Source organism: Rhizobium sp. 22-785-1 (assembly GCF_053521965.1).
Genome location: NZ_JBNWDI010000011.1, coordinates 15,474 through 41,667, shown reverse-complemented (window position 1 = coordinate 41,667; position 26,194 = coordinate 15,474). Strand labels below are relative to the sequence as shown.

The window sequence follows — 26,194 nt, the reverse complement described above, 5'->3', positions numbered from 1 at the left end:
TTGGCCTTGGTCATTCCGGCCCAGCCCCGGTTCTTGACAAATATATGATGTTTGGAAAGGTTACTCTCATGAGTGCAGGGGCTGAATGGATTTACGAGGCGAACCCGGTCAATCGCAAGAATGCGGCTGAATCGGTATTCGAGGATTTGCGGTCGGCCATCGTGTCGGGCCGGCTGACGGTCGGCACGCGCCTGCCGTCGGAAACGCATCTTGCGGGGCGCTATGGCGTCAGCCGCCCTATCGTGCGCGAAGCGCTTCGTTCGCTGCAGACGCTCGGGATGACGCAGACCCGTACCGGAAGCGGAACATTTGTTTTGACCGATTCACCCCGGCATGAGTTGCGTTACGGCGGCTATTCGGCGCGGGATCTGATGGAGGCTCGTCCCTTCATCGAGGTTCCTGCTGCAGGCTGGGCTGCACTTCGTCGAACGGACGATGAGGTCGCGCGAATGATGAAGCTCTGCTCGGAAATGGATCAGCAGGAAGATCTGCCCAAATGGGTGCTTCTTGACTGCGAGTTCCACAGCGCCATCGCAGAGGCATCCGGTAATTCCCTGTTTGCAAAGGTCATCGCGGATGCGCGCGATTCGGTCAGCCAGCAATCGGGACTTCTCAACCTCATGGCACATCGCCGCGTCGCATCGAATATCGAGCATCGCAAGATTGCCGAAGCGATCGAGGCGGGCTCGGAAGACGGCGCGCGTCAGGCGATGGAAACACATCTTAGCAAAGTGAAGCAGGCCGTGACCTCGATCATGGGCGAGGATGCCAGGTAGGACTGGTGTTGGAATCGTGCTGGAGGACTGTCCTCGTCCTCCGGCCTGTTTTGCCTGGCTGGCGGAAGGTCGCGATTTTTCAGATTAGCTTTTGCAACTTGGCTCTTCGATTTATCGCGTGTAGCTCTGGCTTCCGTTAGACGGCGGGCCGCACGATCGGTGCTGCGATATTGGCAAGTAGCTCAGGTCGCAACGCCTCGATCAACTGCTCGGCGCTCATGTAACCCTTTTCCAGCACCACCTGCGGCACGGTTCGCCCGCTTGCGAGCGCTTCGCGTGCCACCTCGGTTGCGGCGTAATAGCCGATCAACGGGTTCAGCGCCGTGGCAATGCCGATCGATTCCTCCAATCGGCGCGCCATGATCTCGACATTGGCGGTGATGCCGACAACGCAGCGTTCGGCCAGCGTCCGGCAGGCGGCGCAGAGTTGCGCAATGCTTTCGCAAAGTGCTCGCACGATCACCGGTTCGAAGGCGTTCAATTGAAGCTGACCTCCTTCGGCTGCCATTGTGACCGTTATGTCGTTGCCGATCACCACGAAAGCGACCTGGTTGACGACCTCCGGGATGACAGGGTTGACCTTGCCGGGCATGATGCTTGATCCGGCCTGAACCGGGGGTAGGTTGATTTCGCCGATACCCGCACGAGGCCCGGAGGAAAGGAGCCGCAGATCGTTGCAGGTCTTGGAGAGCTTGACGGCCACCCGCTTCAAGACGCCGGATAGATGGACGAAGGCGCCTGGATCTTGCGTGGCTTCGATCAGATCGCTCGCAGTCACAAGCGGCCGTCCAGTCAGACGCACCAGATGTTTGCATGCAATCGTGGCGTAACCTGCCGGTGCGTTGAGGCCAGTGCCGATTGCCGTGGCGCCGAGGTTGATTTCATGAAGCAGTGCCGCGGATTCAATCAAGCGTGCGCGATCCTCGCCGAGCATCACAGCAAAGGTCCGGAACTCCTGGCCGAGCGTCATCGGGACCGCGTCCTGCAACTGTGTTCGCCCGACCTTCAGAACGCCTTCGAACTCGCGGGCCTTCGCATCGAAGGCTTGCTGGAGAACGAGCATGGAGGCTGCCAGCTCGTCGATCGACTCGATCAAGGCAATATTGATGGCCGTCGGATAGGCGTCATTGGTAGACTGGCTGAGATTGACGTGGTCGTTTGGATGAAGGCGACTGTAATCGCCTTTTTCCGAGCCGAGAATTTCGAGAGCGCGGTTGGCGATCACTTCGTTAGCGTTCATGTTGGTGGAGGTTCCGGCTCCGCCCTGGATGACATCGACAATGAACTGATCATGAAGTGCGCCGTCGCGGATTTCACCGCATGCTTTCGTAATTGCAGCCAGACGCTCGCTATCCAGAAGGCCCAGTTCATGGTTTGCAAGCGCCGCCGCCTCCTTCACGAAAGTCAGGCCGCGAATGAGGTAGGGATACCGGCTGATCGTCGTTCCGCTGATCTGGAAGTTTTCTACGGCGCGCGATGTATGCACGCCCCAATAGGCGTCGGCTGGAATGTCCTTCGTACCTAAAAGATCGCGCTCCTGACGCATCGTGATCATATCATCCTCCATGTCGATCCGATAATCTGTAAAGCTGCTAGACAGATTTTACTTGGTTTAACGCTCTCCTTAGGCTAGGTCAATGCAAGGGGAGAGGGTTGACGGCGTTGCAACGGAGAATTATGGGAGGTGAATCTGTCATGCAGCCTTACAGAAAGGCTGTCATTTTCGAGGTTCGATCTCACAGAGGCGTTGGCGCGCAGCGGCAGAACGGGTATTTCATCAAAATCTATGGACGACAGCTCTGAGGGAGGAGCGACACCAGTGGATAAGGTCACTCAAGCAAACCATGAGCGCAAGGTCGAGATCCAGGAGGATTTCGGCTATCACAAAGCACTCAAGCCACGTCAGATTCAGATGATCGCCATTGGTGGCGCAATCGGCACGGGCCTGTTTCTTGGAGCAGGCGGACGTCTTGCAATCGCCGGTCCCGCTCTCATTTTCGTGTATGCGATTTGTGGCTTCTTCGCCTTTCTGGTCCTCAGAGCACTTGGCGAATTGATCATGCACCGCCCCACATCTGGCTCCTTCGTTTCCTATGCGCGTGAGTTTTACGGCGAGAAGATGGCCTTTGCGGTGGGCTGGATGTACTGGATGAACTGGGCGATGACCTCGGTTGCCGATGTGACGGCCGTCGCCCTCTACATGAATTTCTTCAAGCAATATGTGCCTTGGATGCAGGGCATCGACCAATGGGTCTTTGCGCTCGGCGCGCTCATCATCGTGCTCGGCATGAATATGCTATCGGTCAAAGTGTTCGGCGAACTCGAATTCTGGTTCAGCCTCATTAAGGTCCTGGCGCTTTTCACCTTCCTCATCGTCGGCGTGTACTTCGTTATCTTCGGTACGCCGATCGAGGGACATGTCACGGGCTTCAGTCTCATCACCGACAATGGCGGGTTCTTCCCCAATGGTATTTTGCCAGCCTTCGTCATCATCCAGGGCGTGCTTTTCGCCTATGCCTCGATCGAACTCATCGGCACGACGGCTGGTGAGACGGAAGATCCGCGCAAGGTGATGCCAAAGGCAATCCGTACTGTGGTTTTCCGCCTGCTGGTTTTTTATGTCGGTTCGGTTATGCTCCTCACGCTTCTGTTGCCCTACACGGCCTATAAGGCAGGCGAGAGCCCCTTCGTAACCTTCTTCGGTTCGATCGGAGTAGAAGGTGCGGATATCGTGATGAATCTGGTGGTTCTGACAGCGGTTCTGTCGTCGCTGAATGCCGGCTTGTATTCGACGGGCCGGATCCTGCATTCGATGGCAGTTTCCGGTTCAGCACCTGCAGCGCTTGCAAAGATGAACAAAGCAGGCGTGCCCTATGGCGGCATCGCAGTCACAGCGGTTGTCACGGTGCTTGGCGTTATTCTCAATGCCATCGTTCCTTCGGAGGCATTTGAAATTGCGCTCAATCTTGCAGCCCTTGGCATCATTTGCGCCTGGGGTGTCATCGTGTTATGCCAACTCAAGCTGTGGCATCTGTCCCGGCAGGGGAAGATGCAGCGTCCGGATTTCAGCATGTTTGGCGCGCCTTACACGGGCATCTTGACGCTTGTCTTCCTGTTTGGCGTTCTGGTGCTGATGGCATTCGATTACCCCGCGGGCACATATACCGTCGGCTCTCTTATCGTCATCGCACCGACCTTGGTGGGGGGATGGTATTTGATGCGTGGCCGTATTCAGGAATTGTCGAAGGCACAGCAGTTGCGTGACGCTGGCTCACGGAGCCAGCGGTGAGCGTGGGCGTTTGGGCCGATAATTGTAATGGGCTGGTGGCGGTCATTGCCACCGGCGGAACCATCGCAAGCGAGCGTGATGAGACTGGTGCTGCAAAGCCATCGCTCTCGGGTGAAAATCTCCTCTCTGGTCTTGCGGGCGATACGGTCGCCGTAAAACCCGTTGAGTTGATGGCGAAGGATTCGTCCAGCCTTACGATTTCCGATATGCAGGCCATCAGCGATGCTGTGGCAAAAGAGCTTGCCGACCAGTCGGTTCGTGGCGTCGTGGTGCTGCATGGCACGGATGCCATGGAAGAAACCTCTTTGCTGGTGCATCTGCAGCACAGCTTGAGCAAACCGGTTGTTTTCACCGGTGCGCAATTTACCGCCGACCATCCGCAATCCGACGGCCCAGCAAATTTGCGGGCTGCGATTGCTGCTGCTACTGACGCCTCCAATATCGACAAGGGTGTGCTGCTCTCCTTCGGCGGAAAGCTTCTTCCCGTGTGGGGGCTTTACAAGCGCTCGGCAGACGATGCGGATGCTTTCGATCTTGCGGGGCCCGCGATCCATTCTCAAAGTCCCCGTCTCTCGGTGCCCATCGATGCCATCCGCGTCGATATCGTCGCCATCCATCCCGGCTGCGATGCAATCCATATCGAGGCTAGCCTCAATGCAGGCGCGAGAGGCATCGTCCTATCCGCGCTCGGCTCGGGCAACGCTAATCGCCGCATTGTAGAGGCCGTGCGACGCTGTAGCGAAAGAAACGTTCCGGTCGTGGTGTCCAGCCGCGTGCCCGTCGGACAACTTTTGGCAGGTTATGGTGGTGGCGGTGGAGGTCATGACATGGGCAATGTTGGGGCGCTTCATTCGACCACCTTAAGGCCCGGTCAGGCGCGAATTCTGCTCGCCAGCCTGCTTGCATCATCGGCCAGCCGCGAGGAAATGGTGCGTGCTTTCAACGACTTTCGCGGTTGAAAATCACGCCGGGTAACACAGCAGTGGCAAAAATGTGTCCGGCGTGGAACCGAACCTGTCCCACCCTGTTAAGCATGCAGGGAGATTAACAGGGGACTTTTCATGGCGGTTACTGTCACTGCTGTCGCTCTGACTCTTATGGGTCTGGCGCTCTTCGGTTTTGGATCTCAACTGGTGATGCTTGGCGGCAGCGTCTATTACGCGCTCGCCGGACTTTCCTTCGTGATCACGGCGATCCTTCTTTTCAAACGAAACAAGGCGGCGCTCCACTTCTATGCGCTCTTTGTACTTGCGACGCTCGGTTGGGCAGTATGGGAAGTCGGTCTCGACTGGTGGCAGCTTGGACCGCGCGGCGGTTTGATCATTGTGATCGGCATCTGGTTGCTCATGCCATGGATCCGCAAGCCGCTCGGCTTTGTAAGCCCGACAGGCATCCGGTATGGCGCCAACGCCGTACCGCTGCTGGCAGCCGTGATCATCTCCATGGGTGTAGCCGCCGTATCGATGACGCAGGATCCCCACGACCAGGAGGGTAACCTGCCGACCGAGGTCGTCAACAGCGCGCCCTCCTATGGGAATACGGTTCCGGACAACGAGTGGCACCAGTATGGCCGCACATCACACGGCCAGCGCTATTCGCCGCTGACACAGATCACAACTGCCAATGTTGGCGATCTGAAGGAGGCTTGGCGGTATCAGACGGGCGACGTTAAATTGCCGGACGACGTTGGTGAAACGACCTATCAGGTCACGCCCCTCAAGGTCGGCAAGACTCTTTTCCTTTGCACGCCACACAATTGGGCTATCGCCATCGATGCGGCAACCGGCAAGGAAAAGTGGAAATACGATCCGAACGTGGGCTTGAATCCTGATCGCCAACACCAGACCTGCCGCGGTGTAACCTATTATGCCGATACTGCCGCGCAGGCAGGCGCCGAATGCTCTGCTCGGGTTTATCTGCCGACATCCGATGCGCGTCTGATCGCGCTCGATGCCGAAAGCGGCAAGATTTGCACGTCCTTCGCAGACAATGGTGTTCTACATCTCGAAGCTGGCATGAAGTACGATCCGGCCGGCTATTACTATTCAACTTCGCCGCCGGCTATTGCAGGTAACAAGATCATCATCGGTGGTGCGGTCAACGATAACTATTCGACCAAAGAGCAGTCCGGCGTCATTCGTGCGTTCGACGTCAACAGCGGCGAGTTGCTTTGGAATTGGGACTCCGGAAACCCTACCCAGACCCAACCGCTTCCGCCGGGTCAGACCTATACGACCAACTCTCCCAACAGCTGGTCCGTATTCAGCGTCGATGAAGCGCTTGGGCTCGTCTACATCCCTCTGGGAAATCAGGTTCCTGACCAGCTCGGAATGGGTCGGAGCGAGAGTGTAGAAAAGTACTCGTCCTCTATCGTGGCCCTTGATGTGAACACTGGACAGGACCGCTGGGTCCGTCAGACGGTGCATCATGATCTATGGGACATGGATGTGCCAGCGCAGCCAGTCCTGCTCGACATCACAAAGCCCGATGGGCAGTCCGTCCCAGCGCTGGTCGGACCGACGAAGCAGGGCGATATCTATGTGTTGGACCGGCGCACCGGCGAGCCGATCTTGCCGGTGACCGAAGAGCCGGCACCTGGCGGTGCGATCCCGGAAGATTTCTCCTCACCGACGCAGCCTACTTCGGCGCTCTCTTTCAAGCCGGAGCCATTACAAGAAAAGAACATGTGGGGTGTGTCGCTGTTCGACCAGCTCGCCTGCCGCATCAAGTTCCATGAGCTGAATTATGAAGGTCGCTACACGCCGCCATCGCTGAAGGGCTCGCTCATCTATCCAGGTAATTTTGGTACCTTTAACTGGGGTAGCGTCGCTGTCGATCCCGAGCGACAGATCATGTTCGGGATGCCGACCTATCTAGCCTTCACCTCACAGCTCGTTCCGCACGATCAAGTCCCGCCCAAGGCTCAGGATGAGAAAGGCAGCGAGCAGGGGCTGAACCGCAATGACGGCGCGCCCTACGCGGTCTTGATGGGTCCATTCTTGAGCCCGATCGGTATACCCTGTCAGGCTCCGCCATGGGGCTACGTCGCCGGTGCGGATCTCAGAACCGGCAAGATCGCCTACAAGCACAAGAACGGCACCGTCTACGACATGACGCCGCTGCCGCTTCCATTCAAGGTCGGCGTGCCGGGTATCGGCGGCCCGATGATCACCAAGGGCGGCGTAGCTTTCCTCGGTGCGGCCGTCGACAATTATCTGCGTGCCTATGATCTAACCAGCGGCAAGCAGCTTTGGGAGGCACGGCTGCCGGCAGGTGGGCAAGCTACGCCCATGACCTACGCTCTTGAGGACGGCAAGCAATATGTCGTCATGGTTGCCGGCGGTCATGGGTCGGTTGGTACCAAGCCCGGCGACTATGTCATCGCCTATACGCTGCCATAAACAGCGACATTTACTTGAAGCGCTTCGATGGCCGGAAACCCGTTTCCGGCCATTTTGTATTTCCAGTGAACAAAATCCCATCGCACTAAAACGTAATAATATTACATACATTCGCTTGACGGATATCTGGAAATAGTTCTATCTGCCTGCGACGGTTCCAAGCGAGAGATTGCGAGGAATAATAGGGAACGCGGTGCGGAGATGTCTCCAATGCCGTGGCTGCCCCCGCAACTGTAAGCGGATTGTCGAGCACTCGTGGCGCATTCACCTGCGTCAGGCCACTGCGATCTCATCGTGGGAAGGCAGGCAAGACGATCATCCGTGAGCCAGGAGACCTGCCGTCGTCTGTTCATTCCAAAGTCACGGGCGGGGATGCCCTGGAGAGGAAACGCCATGATTGTTATCTGCGCCAAACAGCGCTTACATCCGTCTGTCTATTTCCCGGTTTCCGATCGTCCCACGGCTGTGGTTGGCGAATGAGTGTTTCACTCAATAACGGCGTTTGCGTGTGGGCAGCGTCAACGATTTCGGGGACCATCGGACCATGACACTTCATTTCACAGGCGCATTTCTTGGCGCAGTTCTTGCCGCTGTATCTCTTTTGCCGAATGCAACGGAGGCTGCGGAAACCAGCTATCCACTGACGTTGAAAAATTGCGGCAGGGACGTCACCTTCACCCATGCTCCCAAGCGCACGGTGTCTTTAGGGCAGAGTTCGACGGAGATACTCTATCGTCTGGGACTGGCAGACAAGGTTGTCGGCACTGCCGTCTGGGTTGGCCCGGTGATCAAGGGCTATGAGGAGGCAAATGACAAGGTGGAGCGTCTGGCCGATAACGATCCGAGTTTCGAAAGCGTTCTTGGCAAGAAGCCCGATCTCGTTACCGCGCAGTTCCAATGGCATGTCGGCCCCGAGGGCGTTGTCGGCAAACCCGAACAGTTCGAAGAACTGGGCATTCCGGTCTACGTCTCGCCTGCAGATTGCACGGGCAAGGATAATGCTGGCGGCGGAGATGGCGTCAGGCACTCGGTCTTCACCATGGAGCAGATCTACCAGGAAATCGGAGAGCTTTCGCAGATCTTCAACGTTAAGGATCGCGGCGACGCACTGATTGCCGAGCTGAAAAACCGCGAAGAGACCGCGCGCAAGAAGATCGTTTCCACCAACGGAAAGGTATCTGCTGTATTCTGGTTCTCCAGCGCCGAAGGCGATATCGATCCCTACGTCGCGGGCAAGAACGGTGCGCCTGGCTATATCATGTCGGCGCTTGGCATCAGAAATGTCATCGAGAGCCAGGAAGAATGGCCAACTGTTGGCTGGGAGACCATTGCCAAGTCCAATCCGACCATCATCGTTGCCGCGAGCATGGACCGCCGCCGCTACCCGGCAGACGACATTGCCGTAAAAGAGAAGTTCCTGAAGCAAGATCCTGTCACGAGCCTCATGCCGTCCGTGAAGGATAACCGTATCGTCGTCATGGACGCTCAGGCGATGAACCCGACGATCCGCACGATCGAAGGGATTGAGGTGCTGGCTGACCAGATCGGTCAACTCGGCTTGGCGAAGTAAACGGATGCCCGGTCCCTTGCTGTATGTCCGCGCTGCCATCATTGCAGCTGCGTGTCTTCTGGTGGCGCTGTGGCTCGGAGCCTCAATCGGCGAAACCTCCATGCCGATGGAGGTTGTCGCCAAGGCGGTGGCCAATCGTATTTGGCACGCTGGCTATCCATTGGATGCGATCGATGAAGGGATCATCTGGAACTATCGCCTGAGCCGCGCCGTGGTCGCCGCCTGTTGTGGGGCAGCTCTTTCCGTTTCGGGCGTCGTGCTGCAATCGCTCCTGCGCAATCCTCTGGCGGATCCATACATTCTTGGTATCTCCGCCGGGGCATCGACAGGCGCCGTCGGTGTTGCGATACTCGGCTTTGGTGCAGGCTTGCTCACCATGCCGCTCGGTGCTTTTCTCGGAGCGCTCGTCGCATTCGCGCTTGTGAGCCTCCTGGCGCTGAGGGCAGGGCGCGGTAACAGCGCAATCATCCTGGCCGGCGTCGCCGGGTCGCAACTTTTCAACGCGCTGACCTCCTTCATCGTCACCAAGGCCGCGAATGCCGAACAGGCTCGCGGAATCATGTTCTGGCTGCTCGGCAACCTTTCCGGCGTTCGCTGGGCGGATGTCTCGCTTGCTCTTCCCATCGCCATCTTCGGGCTTGTCGTCTGCCTCTGGCATGCGCGGGCATTGGACGCCTTTACCTTTGGAGCGGAATCGGCTGGCTCCCTCGGCATCCCCGTGCGCCGCGTCTATGTCGTCTTAACAGGCACGTCTGCCTTGATGACGGCCGTAATGGTCAGCATCGTCGGCTCGATTGGCTTCATCGGTCTTGTCATACCCCATGCGGCGCGTCTGGTCGTCGGTGTTCGCCACGGTCGTCTGCTTCCGGCTTCCGCGTTGATCGGTGCTATCTTCATGATCGCTGCCGACATTGTCTCGCGCACCATCATTGCAGGACAGGTCCTGCCGATCGGCGTAATCACCGCCCTGTTCGGCGCTCCAGCCTTTGCGCTGATCCTTTCTCAACGCAGGAGGCTCGCATAATGCTTTCGGCGCGTAATTTGAGCTGGTCGATCGGCGGCGTGGAGATCGTCGAGGATATCAGTCTTGATCTTCATGCCGGCGAGTTCCTCGGCATTGTCGGCCCAAACGGTTCGGGCAAGACCAGCCTCATGGCGATGCTCTCTGGCCTGAGAAAACCGCGTTCCGGCGACGTCTTACTGGATGGCATGTCGATGGCCCTCCTCCAGCGTCGAGATGTGGCGCGCCGGATCGCTCTAGTCGAGCAGCAGGCTGAAACACAGGAACGCATCAACGCCCGCCAGGCCGTGGAGCTTGGTCGCATTCCGCACAAGGGTGCTTTGTCTCCATGGTCTCGTCACGATGATGACATCGTCGATAGGGCGCTCCGGGACGTGGATATGGAGGGCTTTGGCAAGCGCATGTGGCACACGCTTTCCGGGGGAGAGCGGCAACGCCTGCATATCGCCCGAGCCTTGGCCCAGGAGCCGAAGATCCTGCTTTTAGACGAGCCGACAAACCACCTCGACATCGGCCATCAGATCGCGCTCCTACATCTCGTGCGCAAACAGAAGCTGACGGTTGCAGCCGCTTTGCATGATCTTAATCACGCGGCGATGTTCTGCGACAGGGTAGCAGTGCTGAAGGCGGGGACGCTTGTCGCGATGGGAAAACCCTGCCATGTGCTGACGCCGGCTCTCATCCTCGATGTCTTCGGAGTCCTGGTCGATGTCGAGCTTAATGGTGCGGATGGATGTCACATCCGGTATCGTGCGCCATCGCTTCTAGCGACGTAAACCTACGCTTTTTTGATCTGCTATTCTTGAAGGAGGATGGCGTCATCCTACATATTGGGTAACCCGCTGGTCCGGGCCCCTCTGGTGAGAGTCTCGGCGCTTTCACGATGTCGGACCGTTTCCGACACGACGCCGAGGCTTCAGAGGCTTGCTTATGCTTTCCGATATCGCCGCATGGTTCATTACGCTTTTCGTCGTAGATCCGCTTCAAGCGGAGATGCGCGAACAACTCGAACGTGCAAATGCCTCGACCGAGATCATCCAGCAATCGCAGCAATGTGTTGCGAGCCAAGGCCCGAAACTGCTGAACCGGGCCGGTGAAGACCCGGCCTGGGCGGTCGCCACCGTGGTCGGCTTTACCTTTGGCTGGACATCGCCGGTGCAGTTGCTGGACACAAGCGACACGAACTGCGCGGCTGTTGTCGGTCTTTTGCAGGGTCGTGATGGCGAGCAGACGGAGGCTTAAGCCGCTCCAACGCGAAAACTGCGATACCAATCGACGAAATGCTGGACGCCCGTTTCGACGGGCGTTTCCGGAGAATAGCCCGTCAGCGCGCGCAGGAGGTCGGGCGACGCATAGGTGCGCGGTACATCACCCTGCTGCATCGGCAGCATGTTGCGGATGGCCTTTTGGCCAAGAATCGTCTCGACAGTTTCGACGAAACGCATCAGTTCCACAGGTTGTCCACCGCCGATGTTGACGACACGAAAGGGTGCGTGTTTCGACAAGGTATCGGTCACGCCCTCGTCGGAAACGCGGTTATCTTCCGCAGGCGCAATGTGGCTGAGGCGGATGATCCCTTCGACCAGATCGTCGATATAGGTGAAGTCACGGCTCATCTTGCCTTCGCCGTAAATATCGATCGGCTGGCCTTTGAGGATCGCATCGACGAACTTGAAGAGTGCCATGTCCGGACGACCGAAGGGGCCGTAGACGGTGAAAAAGCGGAAGGCCGTTGTCGGCACCTTGTGTAGATGCGCGTAGCTATGCGCCATCAACTCCATGGACTTTTTGGTCGCAGCATAGATCGTCATCGGCTCGTCGGCTTTGTCGCTCTCGGCAAAGGGCACCTTCTCGTTCGATCCGTAGATGGAGGAGGTGGAGGCGAGCATCAGATGCTTCGGCTGGAGATTTTTTGCCAGCTCCAGAATATTCCAGGAGCCGATAAGGTTCGAGTTTACATAATCCTTGGGGCAGTCGATGCTGTAACGCACGCCTGCCTGCGCGGCGAGGTGGATGATCACTTCCGGTTCGGCAAGATCGGCTGCACGGTTCAACGCGTCGGTATCTTCCAACATGCCGATGGAAGCCTTGAAGCCGTTCGAGCGAGCGAGGATCGCGTGCCTTTTTTCCTTGAGCGCCACGTCGTAATACTTCGTCATGCCATCGAAGCCGACCACGAAATGCCCATGATCCAGCAATCTCTTTGCAAGATGAAAGCCGATGAAACCGGCCGTGCCGGTGATCAGATAACGCATGCTGACGTAGGACCTTCCATTATGCTTGCGAGCGTCCTATGCTCGAATAGGAAAAGCCGTGCGCCATCACTTCGTCGGCGCGGTAGATATTGCGCAGGTCTATAAGGATCGGGCTTTTCATGATGTTCTTCAACCGCGCCATGTCGAGTGCGCGAAACTGGTTCCATTCGGTGACGATCACCAGTGCCTCGGCATCCTGTGCCGCTTCGTATGGGCCTTGCGCATAATCGATGCCGTCGATCAGAGGCTTGGCGTTCGCCATACCTTCCGGGTCGTAGGCCGTCACTTTCGCGCCTGCATCCTGCAGCGTCTGGATGACGGCAATCGCAGGACTGTCGCGCATGTCGTCAGTGTTGGGCTTGAAAGTCAAACCGAGCACGCCGACCTTCTTGCCGCGGATATCGCCGCCGACGGCTGCGATCACCTTGCGGCCCATGGCGCGCTTGCGATTGTCGTTGATGGCGATCGTCGTTTCAATCAGACGGACAGGGCTATCGTAATCCTGCGCGGTCTTGGCCAGCGCCAACGTATCCTTCGGAAAGCAAGAGCCGCCATAGCCGGGTCCCGCATGCAGGAACTTGGAGCCGATCCGGCCATCGAGGCCGATGCCGCGAGACACGTCCTGAACATCCGCCCCGACCTTTTCGCACAGATCGGCCATCTCGTTGATGAAGGTAATCTTCATCGCAAGAAACGCGTTGGCAGCATATTTGATCAGTTCGGAGGTGCGTCGCGTGGTAAAAAGAAGCGGCGACTGGTTGAGGTAGAGCGGACGGTAGACCTCCGTCATGACCGGACGCGCGCGCTCATCGGAAAGACCGACGACGATGCGATCGGGACGCTTGAAGTCGTCGATTGCGGCACCTTCGCGCAGGAATTCCGGATTCGAAACTACCGCGAAATCCGCAGACGGGTTTTCCTCGCGGATGATCCGCTCCACTTCGTCGCCGGTGCCGACCGGCACGGTGGACTTGGTAACGATGACGGTAAAGCCGCTCAGGGCAGCGGCGATTTCACGGGCTGCGGCATAGACATAACCGAGATCGGCATGGCCATCGCCACGACGTGACGGGGTGCCGACGGCGATGAAGACCACGTCCGCATCGGCAACGGCGCTTTTCAGTTCGGTGGTGAAACTCAGGCGACCGGCCTTGGCATTGTTGGCAACGATCACATCCAGACCAGGCTCGAAAATCGGGATCTGGCCGTTCTTCAGCGCCTCGATTTTTTCCGGCATCTTATCGACGCAGATCACGTCATGGCCGAACTCCGCAAAGCAGGCGCCGGAAACCAAGCCGACGTAGCCAGAGCCGATCATCACAATACGCATTGAAAAACCTTTCGGGGCGCAGACGCGAGGCGATCGACCCTTGTGCAATTTCGATATCGTTTCTGAAGATGCTATCTATCCGCCTTCGGCCGCATCTCCAAGCCCGCACAGAGTTTTCGACGATAATTTCAAAAAAATTCTGTCAATCAACGAGATCGAACGACCATTGAGGACATTCAAGCGTTGATGCTGCAATCACACTTTGTCCGCGGGGCCGCCATGACCGAACACCACATTCTCCAGGAAATCGCGTTCTGGCTGTCTCGACAGGGATATGAGGGAACGCCGGAAGAAGAATTACTGGCGGGCTTTTGCGAACGCTGCAATGCGGCAGGCATCCCCATATCCTCGGCGCTGATCCTGATGGACACTTTACACCCGGATTTCGAAGGGCACGCTTTCCAATGGGACAGCCGCGATAATGTCGACTCCGCCAGCGTGTACGATTTTACCGACGAGGGTACGGCCCGGGAGGACTGGGAAAGTTCCGTCTTCTTTCATCTGCTGAAAGAGAATGCCGAGGAAGTCAGGCGCCGGTTGTTCCTTAATGAGGAAGCGAGTTTCTACAAGCTCGACGAACTGCGCAACGCTGGTCACACCGATTACATCGCCTCCATTCACCGGTTTACAGAGCGTGGCAGTATCGGAGAAATGAGTGCATTCTATTCTCGCTGGCTGACCCGCCAGCCTGAAGGCTTTCATGACGATGAACTGTCGGCGCTTCGCATGCTGCTGCCGACCTTGGCGCTGGCTGTCAAGACGGTCTGCTGTATGCGTATCATAGGTACAATCACAGATGTTTATCTCGGCCATGATGCAGGCCGCAAAGTCATGAGTGGAACAATCGCCAGAGGGGAGGTGGAGAGGATAGAAGCCGTGCTGTGGTTTTCAGACTTGCGAGATTTCACCGGCATCTCAGACCGTGCAAAGCCCGATCAGATCATTCCCTTTCTCAACGATTACGCTGGCCTCGTCATCGATGCGATCCACGCCCATGGCGGCAGTGTGCTCAAACTGATCGGAGACGGGGTTCTGGCAATCTTTCAGACCGGCCATCGCCAGGATGATTGCGCGGCGGCACTGGCCGCCGAAATGACGATGAGAACACGTCTCTCAGTCCTCAACCATCAGCGTCAGTCGAACGACCTTCCGACGACGGATGTCTATCTCGGGCTGCATGTCGGCGAAGTCTTTTACGGCAATATCGGCAGCCGCAGCAGGCTGGATTTCACCGTTGTCGGCCCGGCGGTCAATATGGTCAGCCGCATTGGGGGCCTCTGTGCTTCGGTGGATCGCGACACAGTCATGTCGAGAGACTTCGTCTCGACCTCTCCGGTTGAGATGCAGGCGCTCATGGTGTCGCTCGGGCGCTATGCATTGCGCGGATTTGCGCGCGCACATGAGCTGTTCACCATCGATCCCGAGTTGGCGTGACGAACAGCAACCAACCGTTGCTGAAATGCAAAGGGTACCGTTTTTATGTGTTTCTGCCTTGTGAGCGGGGAGTACGAGGCGTAGCTCTTGTTACTGGGAGCGATCCGCATTCGTGATTTAAGGCGCATTCCGTCGCTTGCGCAAAACGGCTCGGCCGTTCCTGCACCGCTCGAATTTGGATTTGATCGTCATGCAAAAAGGTTTTCTTCTCGGCCTGCTCGCCTATGCCAGCTTTTCCTGGGGAGACGCAACGATCAAGTCGCTCGGCGCGCAAGTCACGGTTTTCGAGATCGGTTTCTTCAGCATCCTATCGTCTGCCGCGATCATCTTCTTTACCAAGCCAAGGGAAGAGCGCTGGCGGGAGTTCTGGCGCATGAGCAGACCCTTTGCTGTGCATGGGCGTGCAATATCCGGTCTGCTTGCAGGTATTCTCGGCATCTATGCCTTCACGACGCTACCTCTCGCGGAAGCCTATGCACTGATCTTCCTTTCGCCCTTGTTCGTGACGATCCTGTCGGCGGTGGTGCTGAAGGAGGATATTGGCTTGTGGCGCTGGTCTGCGGTGTTCGCTGGCATCATCGGCGTTTTTCTCGTCGTGCGTCCAGGCTTCAAGGCGCTGGAGCTGGGACATCTGGCGGCAGTCGGTGTCGCTTTTCTCGCAGCGATGACCATTGTCATCCTGCGTTCGCTTGCCGGACGGGAGAAACGCACCTCGATCATGGGGGTGTTGCTAGTCTACGGCCTGACCTTCAACGGTCTTTTGGCCATTCCGCATTTCCACGTGCCGACCCTTCATCAGGTCGGCGCCTTCATCGTCATTGGCATCTGCACCGCTGTCGGCCAGATCACGCTTCTCACGGCGACGAAGATCGCGCCCGCCAGCCAGATTGCGCCGTCGCATTATTCGCAGATACTCTGGGCAGTCGGCATCGGCGCATTCTTTTTTGCAGAGTATCCGGATACCCTCGCGGTTTTTGGTCTCATCGTCATTGCCAGTGCTGGGCTTCTGACAATGATGCGCGAAAAGATCAGACTTGGGGCGGTGCGTTGGAACCCATTTTTTCGCAACCGTCTGTAACGATGCCGGTGTGAACCCTGTTCGAACTTAGAGCGGTTTGCCAACCTGTTCGAGAAGCCAGGCCTGAAAGGCTGCCGCCAGCACATTGTCCTGCCGTCCCTCCGGGAGCGCTATATGATAGCTCTTGTCGGTCTTAAGCGGCACATCGAAAACGACGTAGAGTTGACCTGACGCCAGTTCCGGCTCGATCAGATATTTCGGCAGGAGCGCGAAGCCGAGGCCGCTAACTGCCGCTTCGATCAACATCGAAAACTGATCGAACCGGCCGCCTCTATAGGCGTCATCGGATGAAATGCCGTTCATCTCGAACCAATCCGTCCATAGCTTGGGTCGCGTTGTCACGTGAAGCAGAGGGCTTGAAATAAGATCCGCAAAAGTCTTCGGCGCGTATTTGGTGAGCATAGATCGGCTCGCGACCGGAACGATGACCTCGTTGCAGAGAAAGGTGCAGGTGCCACGGGCCCAAACGGCTTGCCCGTAATGGATGGCGATATCGAAGCTCTCTTCATCGAAGTCGAATGGTTGTGATCGCGACCCCACGGTTAGAACCGTATCCGGATAGAGTGCCATAAATTTATGGAGCCGCGGCGTCAGCCAGCGGCTGCCAAAGGTGGGCAAGGTGGCGATGGAAAGCGAGGTGCTGGAGGTGCCAGCAGTGACCGCACGCACCATCAACTGTTCGGATTGATGCAAGAGCTTCTGGACGTCCGGCAGAAACTTGCGCCCGGCATCCGAGAGTACGACCCGGCGCCGGATACGCTCGAAGAGCAGCATGCCCGTCTGGGCTTCGAGATCGCTGATCTGACGGCTGACCGCACTTTGCGTCAGGTTCAGTTCTTCTGCCGCGCGCGTGAAATTACCGTGCCTGGCTGCACATTCAAAAGCCTGCAACGTAACGATGTCCGGCACCAGCCGTCTGCGCGTATCCATTCCTGCCTCGCATCAACACACCCGCTTTCCTCATTTGAAATGGGCGCTTCCAGACGTATATGATCTGGAAAGAGAATGAAATGGGTGGTCTGCCATCCGCGCCAATTGCCGTAAGCCACCGCTTGCATGCTGCGAGACGAAGTGGCGAAGTCCTCAAGGGAGCTAGAATATGACCGCAGCCAAAGTCGATGTCGTCAAGGAAGCCGCCGCGCTTCTTTCGAAGATGGGCGTTTCGTCCGAACTTTATCAGGGTGGCGATATGGCCTCCTTCAGCCCGGTGACCGGCGAGCAAGTGGCAAGCCTCAAGACCGTTTCCCCCTCCGACGTGGCAGGGATCGTCGAAAAGGCAGACGCTGCGTTCCGCGCCTGGCGTCTGGTGCCAGCGCCCCGGCGCGGTGAACTGATCCGGCTGCTGGGCGAAGAACTGCGCGCCTTCAAGACCGATCTCGGTCGCCTGGTTTCGCTCGAAGCCGGCAAGATCCCGTCAGAAGGTCTGGGCGAAGTGCAGGAAATGATCGACATCTGCGATTTCGCCGTCGGCCTGTCGCGCCAGCTCTACGGCCTGACGATTGCGACTGAACGCCCCGGCCACCGCATGATGGAAACCTGGCATCCGCTCGGTGTGGTCGGCGTGATCTCTGCGTTCAACTTCCCCGTGGCCGTCTGGTCCTGGAATGCAGCGCTTGCCATCGTGTGCGGCAACTCGGTCGTTTGGAAGCCTTCGGAGAAGACGCCGCTGACGGCGCTCGCCGTGCAGGGCATTTTCGAGCGCGCCGTGGCCCGCTTTGGCGATGCGCCGGAGGGGCTGAGCCAGATCATCATCGGCGACCGTGCCGTGGGCGAAGCGCTGGTCGATCACCCGAAGGTGCCGCTGGTCTCTGCCACCGGTTCGACCCGCATGGGCCGCGATGTCGGTCCGCGCCTTGCCAAGCGCTTTGCTCGCGCCATCCTCGAGCTTGGCGGCAACAATGCCGGCATCGTCTGCCCCTCGGCTGATCTCGACATGGCGCTGCGTGCTATTGCCTTCGGCGCCATGGGAACGGCAGGGCAGCGTTGCACGACGCTGCGCCGCCTTTTCGTTCATGAGAGCGTCTACGACCAACTGGTGCCACGTTTGAAGAAAGCTTACGCATCCGTATCCGTCGGCAATCCGCTCGAAACCTCCGCACTCGTCGGCCCGTTGGTCGATAAGGCTGCGTTTGATGGAATGCAGAAGGCCCTTGCAGAGGCGAAGGCACATGGTGGTGTCGTCGCCGGTGGCGAGCGCGTCGATACCGGTGCTGCAAACGGGTATTACGTAAAGCCCGCGCTTGTTGAGATGCCGAAGCAGGTTGGTCCGGTTCTTGAAGAAACCTTCGCGCCGATCCTCTATGTTATGAAGTATTCCGATCTCGATTCCGCGATCGAAGAACACAACGCCGTTGCGGCCGGTCTATCCTCCTCCATCTTCACCAAGGACCTTCAGGAGTCGGAACGCTTTTTGGCTGCCGATGGCTCCGATTGCGGTATTGCCAATGTCAACATCGGAACGTCCGGTGCGGAAATTGGCGGTGCATTCGGCGGTGAGAAAGAAACGGGTGGTGGCCGTGAGTCCGGTTCCGACTCGTGGAAGGCGTATATGCGCCGTGCGACCAATACGGTGAACTACTCCAAAGCGCTTCCCTTGGCCCAAGGCGTATCGTTCGATATCGAGTAAGGTCACTCGATCAATTCGAAAAGTAGAAAGGCTGGCAGGAGAAGTCCCGCCAGCCTTTTATCGTTCAGCCGATTGACATCAGGCTGGCATTGCCGCCCGCCGCCGTGGTGTTGACGCTGATGGAGACTTCTTCCAGCAACCAGTTGAGATTGTAGGGCTGGCTCACGCCCTGCACCTCATCCATTGATGCCGCCTGAACCAGTACGAGCGGACCTTCCAGCGTGGCAATCCGGCTGTTTACGGCGCGAATTCGATCCGAATCCCCTTCGACAAGGGCGCCTGCGAAGGGACCTGTCCTCTGCCAATCGGCGCTCCAGGACAGCCGGTTCCTGACCGAGACCGGTGCGCCCGCCAGCGCCTCTTCCAGACCGCTATCCTTATCGACGACGATGGTGTTGCCAGTCGCAAGTGCTGCCGCAAGTTGTCGATATAAACCGTGCGTCGAAACAGGTGCGAGCAGAACCTTGCCGCGTGGATGTAGCGCATACACGTTACGCTCGCCAACTGGGCCAGCAAGCTCCGTCTCGAAGCCGAGTGCGGACGACTGTGCAGATGTCCTTGCGACTTCCGCGGCCTGCGTTTCGTTCTTGGTATCCAACCACTGTGCCAGATCGAGGACAGCCTGGTCCTTGTGCTGGGAAGCGCGTTCCACCGCCGGGGCCGCACGTGTGAGCCTACCGAGGTAAAGCGGGCCCCCTGCCTTGGGGCCGGTGCCGGACAGACCGCGGCCGCCGAAAGGTTGAACACCGACGACTGCGCCGATGATATTGCGGTTAACGTACAGGTTGCCTGCCTTCACCCGTGACAAAACATGCGCAATGGTGGCATCAAGACGCGTGTGCAGGCCGAAGGTGAGGCCATAGCCAGTCGCGTTTATATCGTCGATCAGCTGATCGAGCTTTTCACGCTTGAAGCGGATGACGTGCAAGACCGGGCCGAAAACTTCGCGCTTCAGATCGGCAAGCGACTTCAACTCGATGATGGTCGGCGGCACGAAGGTGCCATTGCTATTGTCACCGGCGAGCGAAATTTGCTCGATCGTGTTGCCGAGGCTGCGCATGGATTCGATGTGCTTCTCAATATTGTCCTTGGCTTCGGCGCTGATCACCGGACCGACATCGACAGAGAGCTGGTCGGTTCTGCCAATGCGCAACTCATGCAGCGCCCCCTTCAGCATCGTCAGCGTCCGATCCGCTACATCGTCCTGAAGGCATAGAACGCGAAGCGCCGAACAGCGCTGACCGGCACTGTCGAAAGCCGAGGCGATGACGTCAGCCACTACCTGTTCGGCAAGCGCCGAGGAATCGACGATCATGGCGTTCTGGCCGCCGGTTTCGGCAATGAGCGGAATGGTACGGCCTTCGCTTGAGACGCGCTCGGCAAGCTGCTTCTGGATCAGACGCGCCACTTCGGTCGAGCCGGTGAACATGACGCCAGCCGTCTGCGGGGCTGCGACCAGCTGTGCGCCCGTCTGGCCTGCACCCGGCAGGAGCTGCACGGCATCGGCAGGAATGCCGGCTTCATGCAGAAGCCGAACGCCTTCAGCCGCGATCAGCGGGGTCTCTTCCGCGGGTTTTGCCAGAACCGGGTTGCCGGCAACCAGCGCCGCCGCGACCTGGCCGATGAAGATCGCCAGCGGGAAGTTCCAGGGGCTGATGCAGACGATCGGTCCGAGCGGCTGTTGCAGGAGCCCGAATGTGTGGCGCGCTTCCGCCGCGTAATAGCGCAGGAAGTCAATGGCTTCGCGCACTTCCGCAATGGCATTGGGCGCCGATTTCCCCGCCTCGCGCATGATGAGCCCAAGCAATATTGGCATTCGTGCCTGCATGAGGTCAGCCGCTTTTTCTAGGCAATAAGCACGGGTCTCGATGCTGGACTGCGGCCAGGAAGAAGCTGCCGCAACCGCCAGAGCCTTTGAAACATCCTCTTGGGTTGGCTCGATCACGTAGCCCACAATGTCGTCGTGGTCGCCGGGATTGGTGACTGGGCGCGTATTTCCCGAGGCGTCGAGAGCGGCAGCCTTCCACTCCATCGTGACGCTGCTTGAAAACGCCTCACCGAGTTCGCGGAGCGTATTCTCATTGGCAAGATCCAGGCCGCTGGAATTGATGCGCGCGCCATAAAGCGCTTCAGGCTTGGCGATCTTGTCATGCTGTGCGCCTGGAACCGGCATCGCCTTGACGACGGTAACCGGATCTTCCAGGAGCGAATCGACAGGCACGTTCGGGTCGGCGATGCGGTTGACGAAGGAGGAGTTCGCACCATTCTCCAGCAGGCGGCGAACGAGGTAAGCCAGCAGTGTCTCATGAGTGCCGACCGGCGCGTAGAAGCGGCACGGACGGTCGAGATTCTGCTTACCGACGACTTCGCTGTAAAGTGGTTCGCCCATGCCATGCAGGCACTGGAACTCGTAGTCACCGATTTTGAAGTCAGCACCCGCCAGATGGTAGATCGTCGCCATCGATTGCGCATTGTGGGTGGCAAATTGCGGGAAGATGACGTCACGCGCAGCCAGCAGTTTTCTAGCGCAAGCTATGTAGGAGACATCCGTGTGGACTTTGCGGGTAAAGACCGGAAAGTCTTCCAGGCCATCGAGTTGCGCCCGCTTGATCTCGGCATCCCAATAGGCGCCCTTGACCAATCGCACCATGATGCGGCGATTGGCGCGGCGAGCAAGATCGATGATGTAGTCGAGGACGAAGGGGCAACGGCGGCCATAGGCCTGCACGACGAAGCCAAGGCCCGCCCAGCTTCCAAGATCGGCATCGAGTGCCAGGGATTCCAGCAGATCGAGCGAAATTTCAAGGCGATCGGCCTCTTCGGCATCGATATTCAGACCAATATCATAGCGCTTTGCCAGCAGCATCAGGGCCTTCACGCGTGGTAGAAGTTCCGCCATCACCCGCTCGCCTTGAGAGCGGGAATAGCGCGGGTGGAGGGCAGAAAGCTTGATGGAAATGCCCGGTCCGCCATAGACGCCCCGGCCTGCCGATGCCTTGCCGATGGCGTGGATCGCCTGCTCGTAGTCGCGGTAGTAGCGTTCCGCATCCTTTGCGGTCGTCGCGGCTTCTCCCAGCATATCGTAAGAGTACTGGAAGCCCTTGGCTTCAAGCGGCCGCGAGCGGCTGATGGCTTCCTCGATGGTCTGGCCTGTGACGAATTGCTCGCCCATCATGCGCATTGCCATGTCGACGCCGCGACGGATCACAGGCTCGCCGGCGCGGGAGATGAGCTTCGTCAGCGCGGCGGACAAACCCTTGTCGTTGACGGTCGACGTGAGCTTGCCGGTGATGACCAGACCCCAGGTCGCAGCATTGACGAAGAGCGAGCGCCCGCCGCCCAGATGTGATTTCCAGTCACCAGCTGCGATCTTGTCGCGGATCAGCGCATCGCGCGTTGCGGTGTCGGGAATACGCAAAAGCGCCTCCGCAAGACACATCAGCGCCACGCCTTCCTGGCTCGACAGTGAATATTCCTGCACCAAACCTTCTACACCGGTGCCCTTCGCTTTTGCCCGCAACGCTTCAATCAGTCTACGAGCCGTTGCGCGAATTGTTTCCGCGTCCCTGTCGCTGACCGTCGCCGCCTCGAGCATCGGTGCCATGCATTCCGGTTCGGGACGGCGGTAGGCAGCCGTGATTGCTTGCCTCAGCGCATTATGCTCGCGGATCCCCGGTGCAAACCGGTCAAAAATCCCGCGTGGCGATGCTTCGCCCAGTGAAACGGTGGATGCAGTTCCTGCCATCGGATTGTCCCTCGATTGGACTCGTAAAAGAGATGTGGCTGTCTTCAAGCCTTCTCTATGCCTGCCCGCAGAATATCACCGGCGACAAAATTGATATGGTCTTATTTTCGAGATAAGAAAGGAAATATGATCTTATGTTTTTCATTAATTCGGGAAAAATGAATGGTTAAAATGCCAGAAACAGGTGATTTGGATCACTTCGATGTGAAGATCATCGAGGCATTGAGCGAGGAAGGTCGACTGTCCGTTCTGGAATTGTCGCGTCGCGTGGGGCTTTCGAAAACGCCCTGTCAAACAAGGCTGAAGCGTCTCGTCGATGAAGGCTATATTTTGGGGTTCCGAGCGTCGCTCAACCCGGCAAAGCTGGGACTCGACCACATCGCGTTCACGGAGGTCAAGCTCTCGGATACGCGAGAGAAGGCATTGGACGAGTTCAATGCGGCCGTGCGCAAAATAAAGGAAGTCGAGGAGTGTCACATGATTGCCGGTGCGTTCGACTATCTGCTCAAGGTTCGAACGACCGATATCCGCAAGTACCGTAGGGTTCTGGGCGAGAAGATCTCAAGCCTGCCCTGTGTCGCCAATACCTCGACATTCGTGGTGATGGAATCGGTCAAGGATACGGGGATGTAGTGGATGCCGCCAGGAGCGGCACCCATGATTTACAGGCCGATCAACGCATGGATACAGCAGCGGTGACCGCTGTCGTCTGAGCGTCTGGGCCAAACTCGTTTTCGCTTTCGATCCCAAGCAGTTCCTGAAGACGCATGCGCGCACGGCTGACACGGCTTTTGATTGTTCCGACAGGGCAACCGCAAATCTCCGCAGCTTCCTCGTAGGCAAAGCCGGAGGCTCCGATCAGGAGAATGGCTTCACGCTGATCATCTGGCAGTTTCTCGAGTGCCTGGCGAAAATCATGCAGATCGACCGATCCGTGCTGTTCGGGCGGCACGGAGAGGCGCGAAGTGTAGGCGCCATCGGTGTCTTGCACTTCTCGACCAGACTTGCGGATCTGGCTGTAAAACTCGTTGCGTAGGATCGTGACGAGCCAGGCGCGCATGTTGGTTCCGGGCTGATAGCTTTCCTGCTTTGCCCAGGCCTTCATGATCGTGTCCTGGACGAGATCGTCAGCGCGATCGCGCGAACGTATCAAAGAAATTGCAAAGGCGCGAAGGTTTGGCAAAGCCGCCAGCATCTCGCGCTTGAAGTTGTGGCCGTTCGTTTCCGCGTCTTTGGTCATCATTCACCCGACGCTTTCGATTTGCGCTCAGCCTCGTCAAGCTTTTCCAGGAGATCGAGAAACTTGTCCGGGATGCCTTCTTCTTGAACGGCGTCGTAAAGCTCTCTCAGTTTCCGTGTAATGACCGCTCGTCCGGAATCGGGCACGGTTGGCCCCGCTCCGTTATCAGACGAATCCTGATCCGATTGAAACATACTCATGAGTTCGGGTATTCCTTATGTGATGCATTACAAATGCGCCTGCAAAAAAAACGTTCCAAGGGCATGGAACTTTTTTTGCAGTCATGCATTTGTTTCTCAGGTTTGCGCTGCAGGCCGCATGAACAGGGGAGTATTACATGTCCGTTTCTACACGCATCGCACCGCATCTGCCTTATCTTCGCAGGTTCGCGCGTGCTGTTTGCGGCTCTCAGTCCACGGGCGATGCCTACGTGGCGGCTAGCCTCGAGGCTCTGATCGCTGATGTCAGCATCTTCCCGAAGACGAGCAGCGATCGCGTTTCACTTTATCAATTGTTCGTATCCATCTTTAGTTCCGTGGCGATCAACATCAAAACGGACGAAAATCTGACCGGATGGGAGAAGCGGGCTTCTGCCAATCTTTCAGCAGTTCCTGCCATGCCAAGAAAAGCCTTCCTGTTGACCACGGTTGAAGAGTTCTCTCCGGCCGAAGCAGCCGAAGTCCTTCAGGTTCCGGAAAGCGAAATTGGCAAGCTCATCGACGAGGCCGCCTCGGAGATCGCGCGCCAGGTCGCGACCGATATCATGATCATCGAGGACGAACCGCTGATCGCGATGGATATCGAGCAGATGGTCACAGATCTTGGCCACAACGTTACCGGTATTGCCCGTACCCACAAGGAAGCACTTGAGCTTTTCCATCGCACCCAGCCCAAGATGATCCTTGCCGACATTCAACTGGCCGATGGCAGCTCCGGTCTCGACGCCATGAACGACATTCTTCAAATGACGACGCTGCCGGTGATCTTCATCACCGCTTTCCCTGAGCGTCTGCTGACGGGAGAGCGTCCAGAACCAACCTTCCTCGTGACCAAGCCATTCAATCCGGATATGGTCAAAGCGTTGATCAGTCAGGCTCTATTCTTCAACGAAAGTTCACGTGTTGCCGCGTAATCCATGCTGAAAGTGGTCATAGCCCGCAACTCTTGTGTTCGCCGGGCGTTTGACGCACGAATGGTCGGCGTGAGCGCGTATGCGCTCGACGTCGTTTCCCGCTAGGAGATCAAATTGCATCGGCTCGCGTGGCACAATAGAGACCGGAAAGAAGGTGAATTGCACGATTTGCTGGTGTTGGCTTTGCTCGACTCCGGCGAAACTGTGATGCTTCAGGACCGTGATCGCGACTATATCTTTATCGCCAACCTGCCGGATGTCTGGAACCTTCCGAACGAGAATGACGAAGGTCCGACTGACAGCAATATTTTCGGCAAGGAACTGGCGCAGCGCCTGTCGGAGTTGAAGAAAGATCTGAATGCGGCGGGTACCCGCGGCACGCTTGAAGTCATGGCTGGAAAAGACAGGATCTTCCAGTTCCATGTGTATTCCACTGTCAATATGGCGGGTCAGCGGGTATTGAAGACCACGATACGTGAAGTGACCGTCGAGCGTCGCCGGGAACAGTTGCTGCGCTCTCTCCTGCGTGAAGTCAGCCACCGATCCAAGAATCTGCTGGCGATCATTCAAAGCCTATCCGCCCAGACGGCGCGTTTCAGCTTCACCAAAGAAGATTTCCTGAGGAAATTTAGAGGACGGCTGCACGCACTCGCCCAGTCCCAAGATCTGATTACCGATTCGGATTGGCGAGGCGCGGAGATTTTTGACTTGCTGAAGCAACAGTCGGATCTCTATCTTCCGGAATATCCTCACCTTGTTCAGGTCAAGGGCGAGAATCTTCTACTCAACCCCAATGGCGCGCTTTATGTCGGCCTTGCGTTCCACGAACTCGTCGTCAACACCGTAAGCCACAGCCCCAATCTCGCGCTTCATCTACCCATCACGCTGGAATGCCGGCGTGATGATGATGTATTCGAGGTGCGTTGGAACGAACCGCTAACTCGGACGGATATTCCCGTCTCCGAGGAAGCCGATCGTCGAAGCAATTTCGGTAGTGTCGTTCTCGAAAAAGTCGTTCCTGCAGCACTTGCAGGGGAAGCGCATTATAACGTCTCGGCGGACGAAGTGGGATACCTCCTACGGTTTCCTGCGCCTGCGGCTTCGTAAAGCGTCTAACTTCCAGATGCACAGGTTCTACTTCGAGCAGCGTCTCCGAGGCCCAACACCCTCAAGCGCTGGTCGAATTCGAAGGATGCCATTTCAACTTAGAATGATTGTGATCGATAAATCTAGCCGTTGAAGACGTCTAGAGCATCTCAACGTTCCGACAGAGGATGAGATCGCGTTAAAACGGTGA

Annotated in this window: 21 protein-coding genes and 1 riboswitch; of the genes, 14 read left to right on the top strand and 7 right to left on the bottom strand. The window is 57.6% G+C overall.

Annotated features, from left to right (window positions below; all coding sequences use genetic code 11):
- Positions 1 to 68 precede the first annotated feature (68 nt).
- Positions 69 to 776, top strand: a complete 708-nt coding sequence (locus ACQZ5M_RS19185) for a FadR/GntR family transcriptional regulator (protein ID WP_296035763.1) — start codon at positions 69 to 71, stop codon at positions 774 to 776.
- Between the two features lie 136 nt (positions 777 to 912).
- Here ACQZ5M_RS19185 and ACQZ5M_RS19180 read toward each other — a convergent pair whose 3' ends face one another.
- Entirely contained in the window at positions 913 to 2,331 is a 1,419-nt protein-coding gene (locus tag ACQZ5M_RS19180) for an aspartate ammonia-lyase (protein ID WP_449080570.1), read from the bottom strand.
- A gap of 231 nt (positions 2,332 to 2,562) precedes the next feature.
- Between ACQZ5M_RS19180 and ACQZ5M_RS19175 the strand changes: the two genes are divergently transcribed.
- From ACQZ5M_RS19175 to ACQZ5M_RS19145, 7 genes are all read left to right on the top strand, one after another.
- A complete protein-coding gene (locus tag ACQZ5M_RS19175) occupies positions 2,563 to 4,065 on the top strand; it encodes an amino acid permease (RefSeq protein ID WP_449080569.1) in 1,503 nt (500 codons plus the stop codon).
- The gene (locus tag ACQZ5M_RS19170) at positions 4,062 to 5,024 is read left to right on the top strand and encodes an asparaginase domain-containing protein (RefSeq protein ID WP_449080568.1); all 963 of its coding nucleotides are present in this window, start codon (positions 4,062 to 4,064) and stop codon (positions 5,022 to 5,024) included. Before ACQZ5M_RS19175 ends, ACQZ5M_RS19170 begins: the two co-directional genes overlap by 4 nt.
- Before the next feature lie 102 nt (positions 5,025 to 5,126).
- Positions 5,127 to 7,466, top strand: coding sequence for a glucose/quinate/shikimate family membrane-bound PQQ-dependent dehydrogenase (locus ACQZ5M_RS19165; protein ID WP_449080567.1), 2,340 nt, complete (start codon positions 5,127 to 5,129; stop codon positions 7,464 to 7,466).
- 135 nt (positions 7,467 to 7,601) lie between these two features.
- Positions 7,602 to 7,823, top strand: a riboswitch (cobalamin riboswitch).
- Between the two features lie 187 nt (positions 7,824 to 8,010).
- Positions 8,011 to 9,036, top strand: a complete 1,026-nt coding sequence (locus tag ACQZ5M_RS19160) for an ABC transporter substrate-binding protein (RefSeq protein WP_449080566.1) — start codon at positions 8,011 to 8,013, stop codon at positions 9,034 to 9,036.
- Positions 9,037 to 9,040: 4 nt separating this feature from the next.
- Positions 9,041 to 10,060 (top strand): FecCD family ABC transporter permease, encoded by a 1,020-nt coding sequence (locus ACQZ5M_RS19155; RefSeq protein ID WP_296017829.1) that lies wholly within the window; start codon positions 9,041 to 9,043, stop codon positions 10,058 to 10,060.
- On the top strand, positions 10,057 to 10,833 hold the full coding sequence (locus ACQZ5M_RS19150) for an ABC transporter ATP-binding protein (protein ID WP_449080604.1): 777 nt from the start codon (positions 10,057 to 10,059) through the stop codon (positions 10,831 to 10,833). Before ACQZ5M_RS19155 ends, ACQZ5M_RS19150 begins: the two co-directional genes overlap by 4 nt.
- Positions 10,834 to 10,987: 154 nt before the next feature.
- Positions 10,988 to 11,299 carry a hypothetical protein gene (locus tag ACQZ5M_RS19145; protein WP_449080565.1) on the top strand — a complete coding sequence of 104 codons (312 nt, stop codon included), beginning with the start codon at positions 10,988 to 10,990 and terminating at the stop codon, positions 11,297 to 11,299.
- Here the strand turns inward: ACQZ5M_RS19145 and ACQZ5M_RS19140 are convergent.
- Both ACQZ5M_RS19140 and ACQZ5M_RS19135 read right to left on the bottom strand, forming a co-directional pair.
- Positions 11,296 to 12,312, bottom strand: coding sequence for an NAD-dependent epimerase (locus ACQZ5M_RS19140; protein ID WP_449080564.1), 1,017 nt, complete (start codon positions 12,310 to 12,312; stop codon positions 11,296 to 11,298). The genes ACQZ5M_RS19145 and ACQZ5M_RS19140 overlap by 4 nt on opposite strands.
- Before the next feature lie 19 nt (positions 12,313 to 12,331).
- Positions 12,332 to 13,642, bottom strand: a complete 1,311-nt coding sequence (locus ACQZ5M_RS19135) for a UDP-glucose dehydrogenase family protein (RefSeq protein WP_449080563.1) — start codon at positions 13,640 to 13,642, stop codon at positions 12,332 to 12,334.
- Between the two features lie 219 nt (positions 13,643 to 13,861).
- On the opposite strand from ACQZ5M_RS19135, the gene ACQZ5M_RS19130 reads away from it, so the two are divergent.
- A complete protein-coding gene (locus ACQZ5M_RS19130; protein WP_449080562.1) occupies positions 13,862 to 15,076 on the top strand; it encodes an adenylate/guanylate cyclase domain-containing protein in 1,215 nt (404 codons plus the stop codon).
- A 190-nt stretch (positions 15,077 to 15,266) separates the two neighbouring features.
- Complete coding sequence (locus tag ACQZ5M_RS19125; protein ID WP_296084593.1) at positions 15,267 to 16,154, top strand: DMT family transporter; 888 nt, start codon at positions 15,267 to 15,269, stop codon at positions 16,152 to 16,154.
- A gap of 27 nt (positions 16,155 to 16,181) precedes the next feature.
- On the opposite strand, the gene ACQZ5M_RS19120 is transcribed toward ACQZ5M_RS19125, so the two are convergent.
- On the bottom strand, positions 16,182 to 17,084 hold the full coding sequence (locus ACQZ5M_RS19120; RefSeq protein ID WP_449080561.1) for a LysR family transcriptional regulator: 903 nt from the start codon (positions 17,082 to 17,084) through the stop codon (positions 16,182 to 16,184).
- A gap of 169 nt (positions 17,085 to 17,253) precedes the next feature.
- Here ACQZ5M_RS19120 and amaB point away from each other — a divergent pair, with 169 nt between their 5' ends.
- Entirely contained in the window at positions 17,254 to 18,780 is a 1,527-nt protein-coding gene (amaB, locus tag ACQZ5M_RS19115) for an L-piperidine-6-carboxylate dehydrogenase (protein WP_449080560.1), read from the top strand.
- 64 nt (positions 18,781 to 18,844) lie between these two features.
- Here amaB and putA read toward each other — a convergent pair whose 3' ends face one another.
- Positions 18,845 to 22,525 carry a trifunctional transcriptional regulator/proline dehydrogenase/L-glutamate gamma-semialdehyde dehydrogenase gene (gene putA / locus ACQZ5M_RS19110; RefSeq protein ID WP_449080559.1) on the bottom strand — a complete coding sequence of 1,227 codons (3,681 nt, stop codon included), beginning with the start codon at positions 22,523 to 22,525 and terminating at the stop codon, positions 18,845 to 18,847.
- Positions 22,526 to 22,687: 162 nt separating this feature from the next.
- Between putA and ACQZ5M_RS19105 the strand changes: the two genes are divergently transcribed.
- Positions 22,688 to 23,158 (top strand): Lrp/AsnC family transcriptional regulator, encoded by a 471-nt coding sequence (locus ACQZ5M_RS19105; protein WP_449080558.1) that lies wholly within the window; start codon positions 22,688 to 22,690, stop codon positions 23,156 to 23,158.
- 40 nt (positions 23,159 to 23,198) lie between these two features.
- On the opposite strand, the gene ACQZ5M_RS19100 is transcribed toward ACQZ5M_RS19105, so the two are convergent.
- Both ACQZ5M_RS19100 and ACQZ5M_RS19095 read right to left on the bottom strand, forming a co-directional pair.
- Positions 23,199 to 23,765: a sigma-70 family RNA polymerase sigma factor gene (locus ACQZ5M_RS19100; RefSeq protein ID WP_449080603.1), complete on the bottom strand. Its 567-nt coding sequence runs from the start codon at positions 23,763 to 23,765 to the stop codon at positions 23,199 to 23,201.
- Positions 23,765 to 23,965, bottom strand: coding sequence for a NepR family anti-sigma factor (locus ACQZ5M_RS19095; RefSeq protein ID WP_296017809.1), 201 nt, complete (start codon positions 23,963 to 23,965; stop codon positions 23,765 to 23,767). Before ACQZ5M_RS19095 ends, ACQZ5M_RS19100 begins: the two co-directional genes overlap by 1 nt.
- 137 nt (positions 23,966 to 24,102) lie before the next feature.
- On the opposite strand from ACQZ5M_RS19095, the gene ACQZ5M_RS19090 reads away from it, so the two are divergent.
- The gene (locus tag ACQZ5M_RS19090; RefSeq protein WP_296017806.1) at positions 24,103 to 24,897 is read left to right on the top strand and encodes a response regulator; all 795 of its coding nucleotides are present in this window, start codon (positions 24,103 to 24,105) and stop codon (positions 24,895 to 24,897) included.
- 114 nt (positions 24,898 to 25,011) lie between these two features.
- Complete coding sequence (locus ACQZ5M_RS19085; protein ID WP_449080557.1) at positions 25,012 to 26,004, top strand: sensor histidine kinase; 993 nt, start codon at positions 25,012 to 25,014, stop codon at positions 26,002 to 26,004.
- Positions 26,005 to 26,194: the final 190 nt, after the last annotated feature.

What these genes read in the sequence shown, in the direction of transcription:
- ACQZ5M_RS19120 (WP_449080561.1), bottom strand. Translation starts at nt 17,084, where the DNA reads ATGGATACGCGCAGACGGCTGGTGCCGGACATCGTTACGTTGCAGGCT.
- ACQZ5M_RS19155 (WP_296017829.1), top strand. Translation starts at nt 9,041, where the DNA reads ATGCCCGGTCCCTTGCTGTATGTCCGCGCTGCCATCATTGCAGCTGCG.
- ACQZ5M_RS19180 (WP_449080570.1), bottom strand. Translation starts at nt 2,331, where the DNA reads ATGATCACGATGCGTCAGGAGCGCGATCTTTTAGGTACGAAGGACATT.
- ACQZ5M_RS19145 (WP_449080565.1), top strand. Translation starts at nt 10,988, where the DNA reads ATGCTTTCCGATATCGCCGCATGGTTCATTACGCTTTTCGTCGTAGAT.
- ACQZ5M_RS19125 (WP_296084593.1), top strand. Translation starts at nt 15,267, where the DNA reads ATGCAAAAAGGTTTTCTTCTCGGCCTGCTCGCCTATGCCAGCTTTTCC.
- ACQZ5M_RS19095 (WP_296017809.1), bottom strand. Translation starts at nt 23,965, where the DNA reads ATGAGTATGTTTCAATCGGATCAGGATTCGTCTGATAACGGAGCGGGG.
- ACQZ5M_RS19135 (WP_449080563.1), bottom strand. Translation starts at nt 13,642, where the DNA reads ATGCGTATTGTGATGATCGGCTCTGGCTACGTCGGCTTGGTTTCCGGC.
- putA (WP_449080559.1), bottom strand. Translation starts at nt 22,525, where the DNA reads ATGGCAGGAACTGCATCCACCGTTTCACTGGGCGAAGCATCGCCACGC.
- amaB (WP_449080560.1), top strand. Translation starts at nt 17,254, where the DNA reads ATGACCGCAGCCAAAGTCGATGTCGTCAAGGAAGCCGCCGCGCTTCTT.
- ACQZ5M_RS19175 (WP_449080569.1), top strand. Translation starts at nt 2,563, where the DNA reads ATGGACGACAGCTCTGAGGGAGGAGCGACACCAGTGGATAAGGTCACT.
- ACQZ5M_RS19165 (WP_449080567.1), top strand. Translation starts at nt 5,127, where the DNA reads ATGGCGGTTACTGTCACTGCTGTCGCTCTGACTCTTATGGGTCTGGCG.
- ACQZ5M_RS19185 (WP_296035763.1), top strand. Translation starts at nt 69, where the DNA reads ATGAGTGCAGGGGCTGAATGGATTTACGAGGCGAACCCGGTCAATCGC.
- ACQZ5M_RS19100 (WP_449080603.1), bottom strand. Translation starts at nt 23,765, where the DNA reads ATGACCAAAGACGCGGAAACGAACGGCCACAACTTCAAGCGCGAGATG.
- ACQZ5M_RS19140 (WP_449080564.1), bottom strand. Translation starts at nt 12,312, where the DNA reads ATGCGTTATCTGATCACCGGCACGGCCGGTTTCATCGGCTTTCATCTT.
- ACQZ5M_RS19090 (WP_296017806.1), top strand. Translation starts at nt 24,103, where the DNA reads ATGTCCGTTTCTACACGCATCGCACCGCATCTGCCTTATCTTCGCAGG.
- ACQZ5M_RS19130 (WP_449080562.1), top strand. Translation starts at nt 13,862, where the DNA reads ATGACCGAACACCACATTCTCCAGGAAATCGCGTTCTGGCTGTCTCGA.
- ACQZ5M_RS19105 (WP_449080558.1), top strand. Translation starts at nt 22,688, where the DNA reads ATGGTTAAAATGCCAGAAACAGGTGATTTGGATCACTTCGATGTGAAG.
- ACQZ5M_RS19160 (WP_449080566.1), top strand. Translation starts at nt 8,011, where the DNA reads ATGACACTTCATTTCACAGGCGCATTTCTTGGCGCAGTTCTTGCCGCT.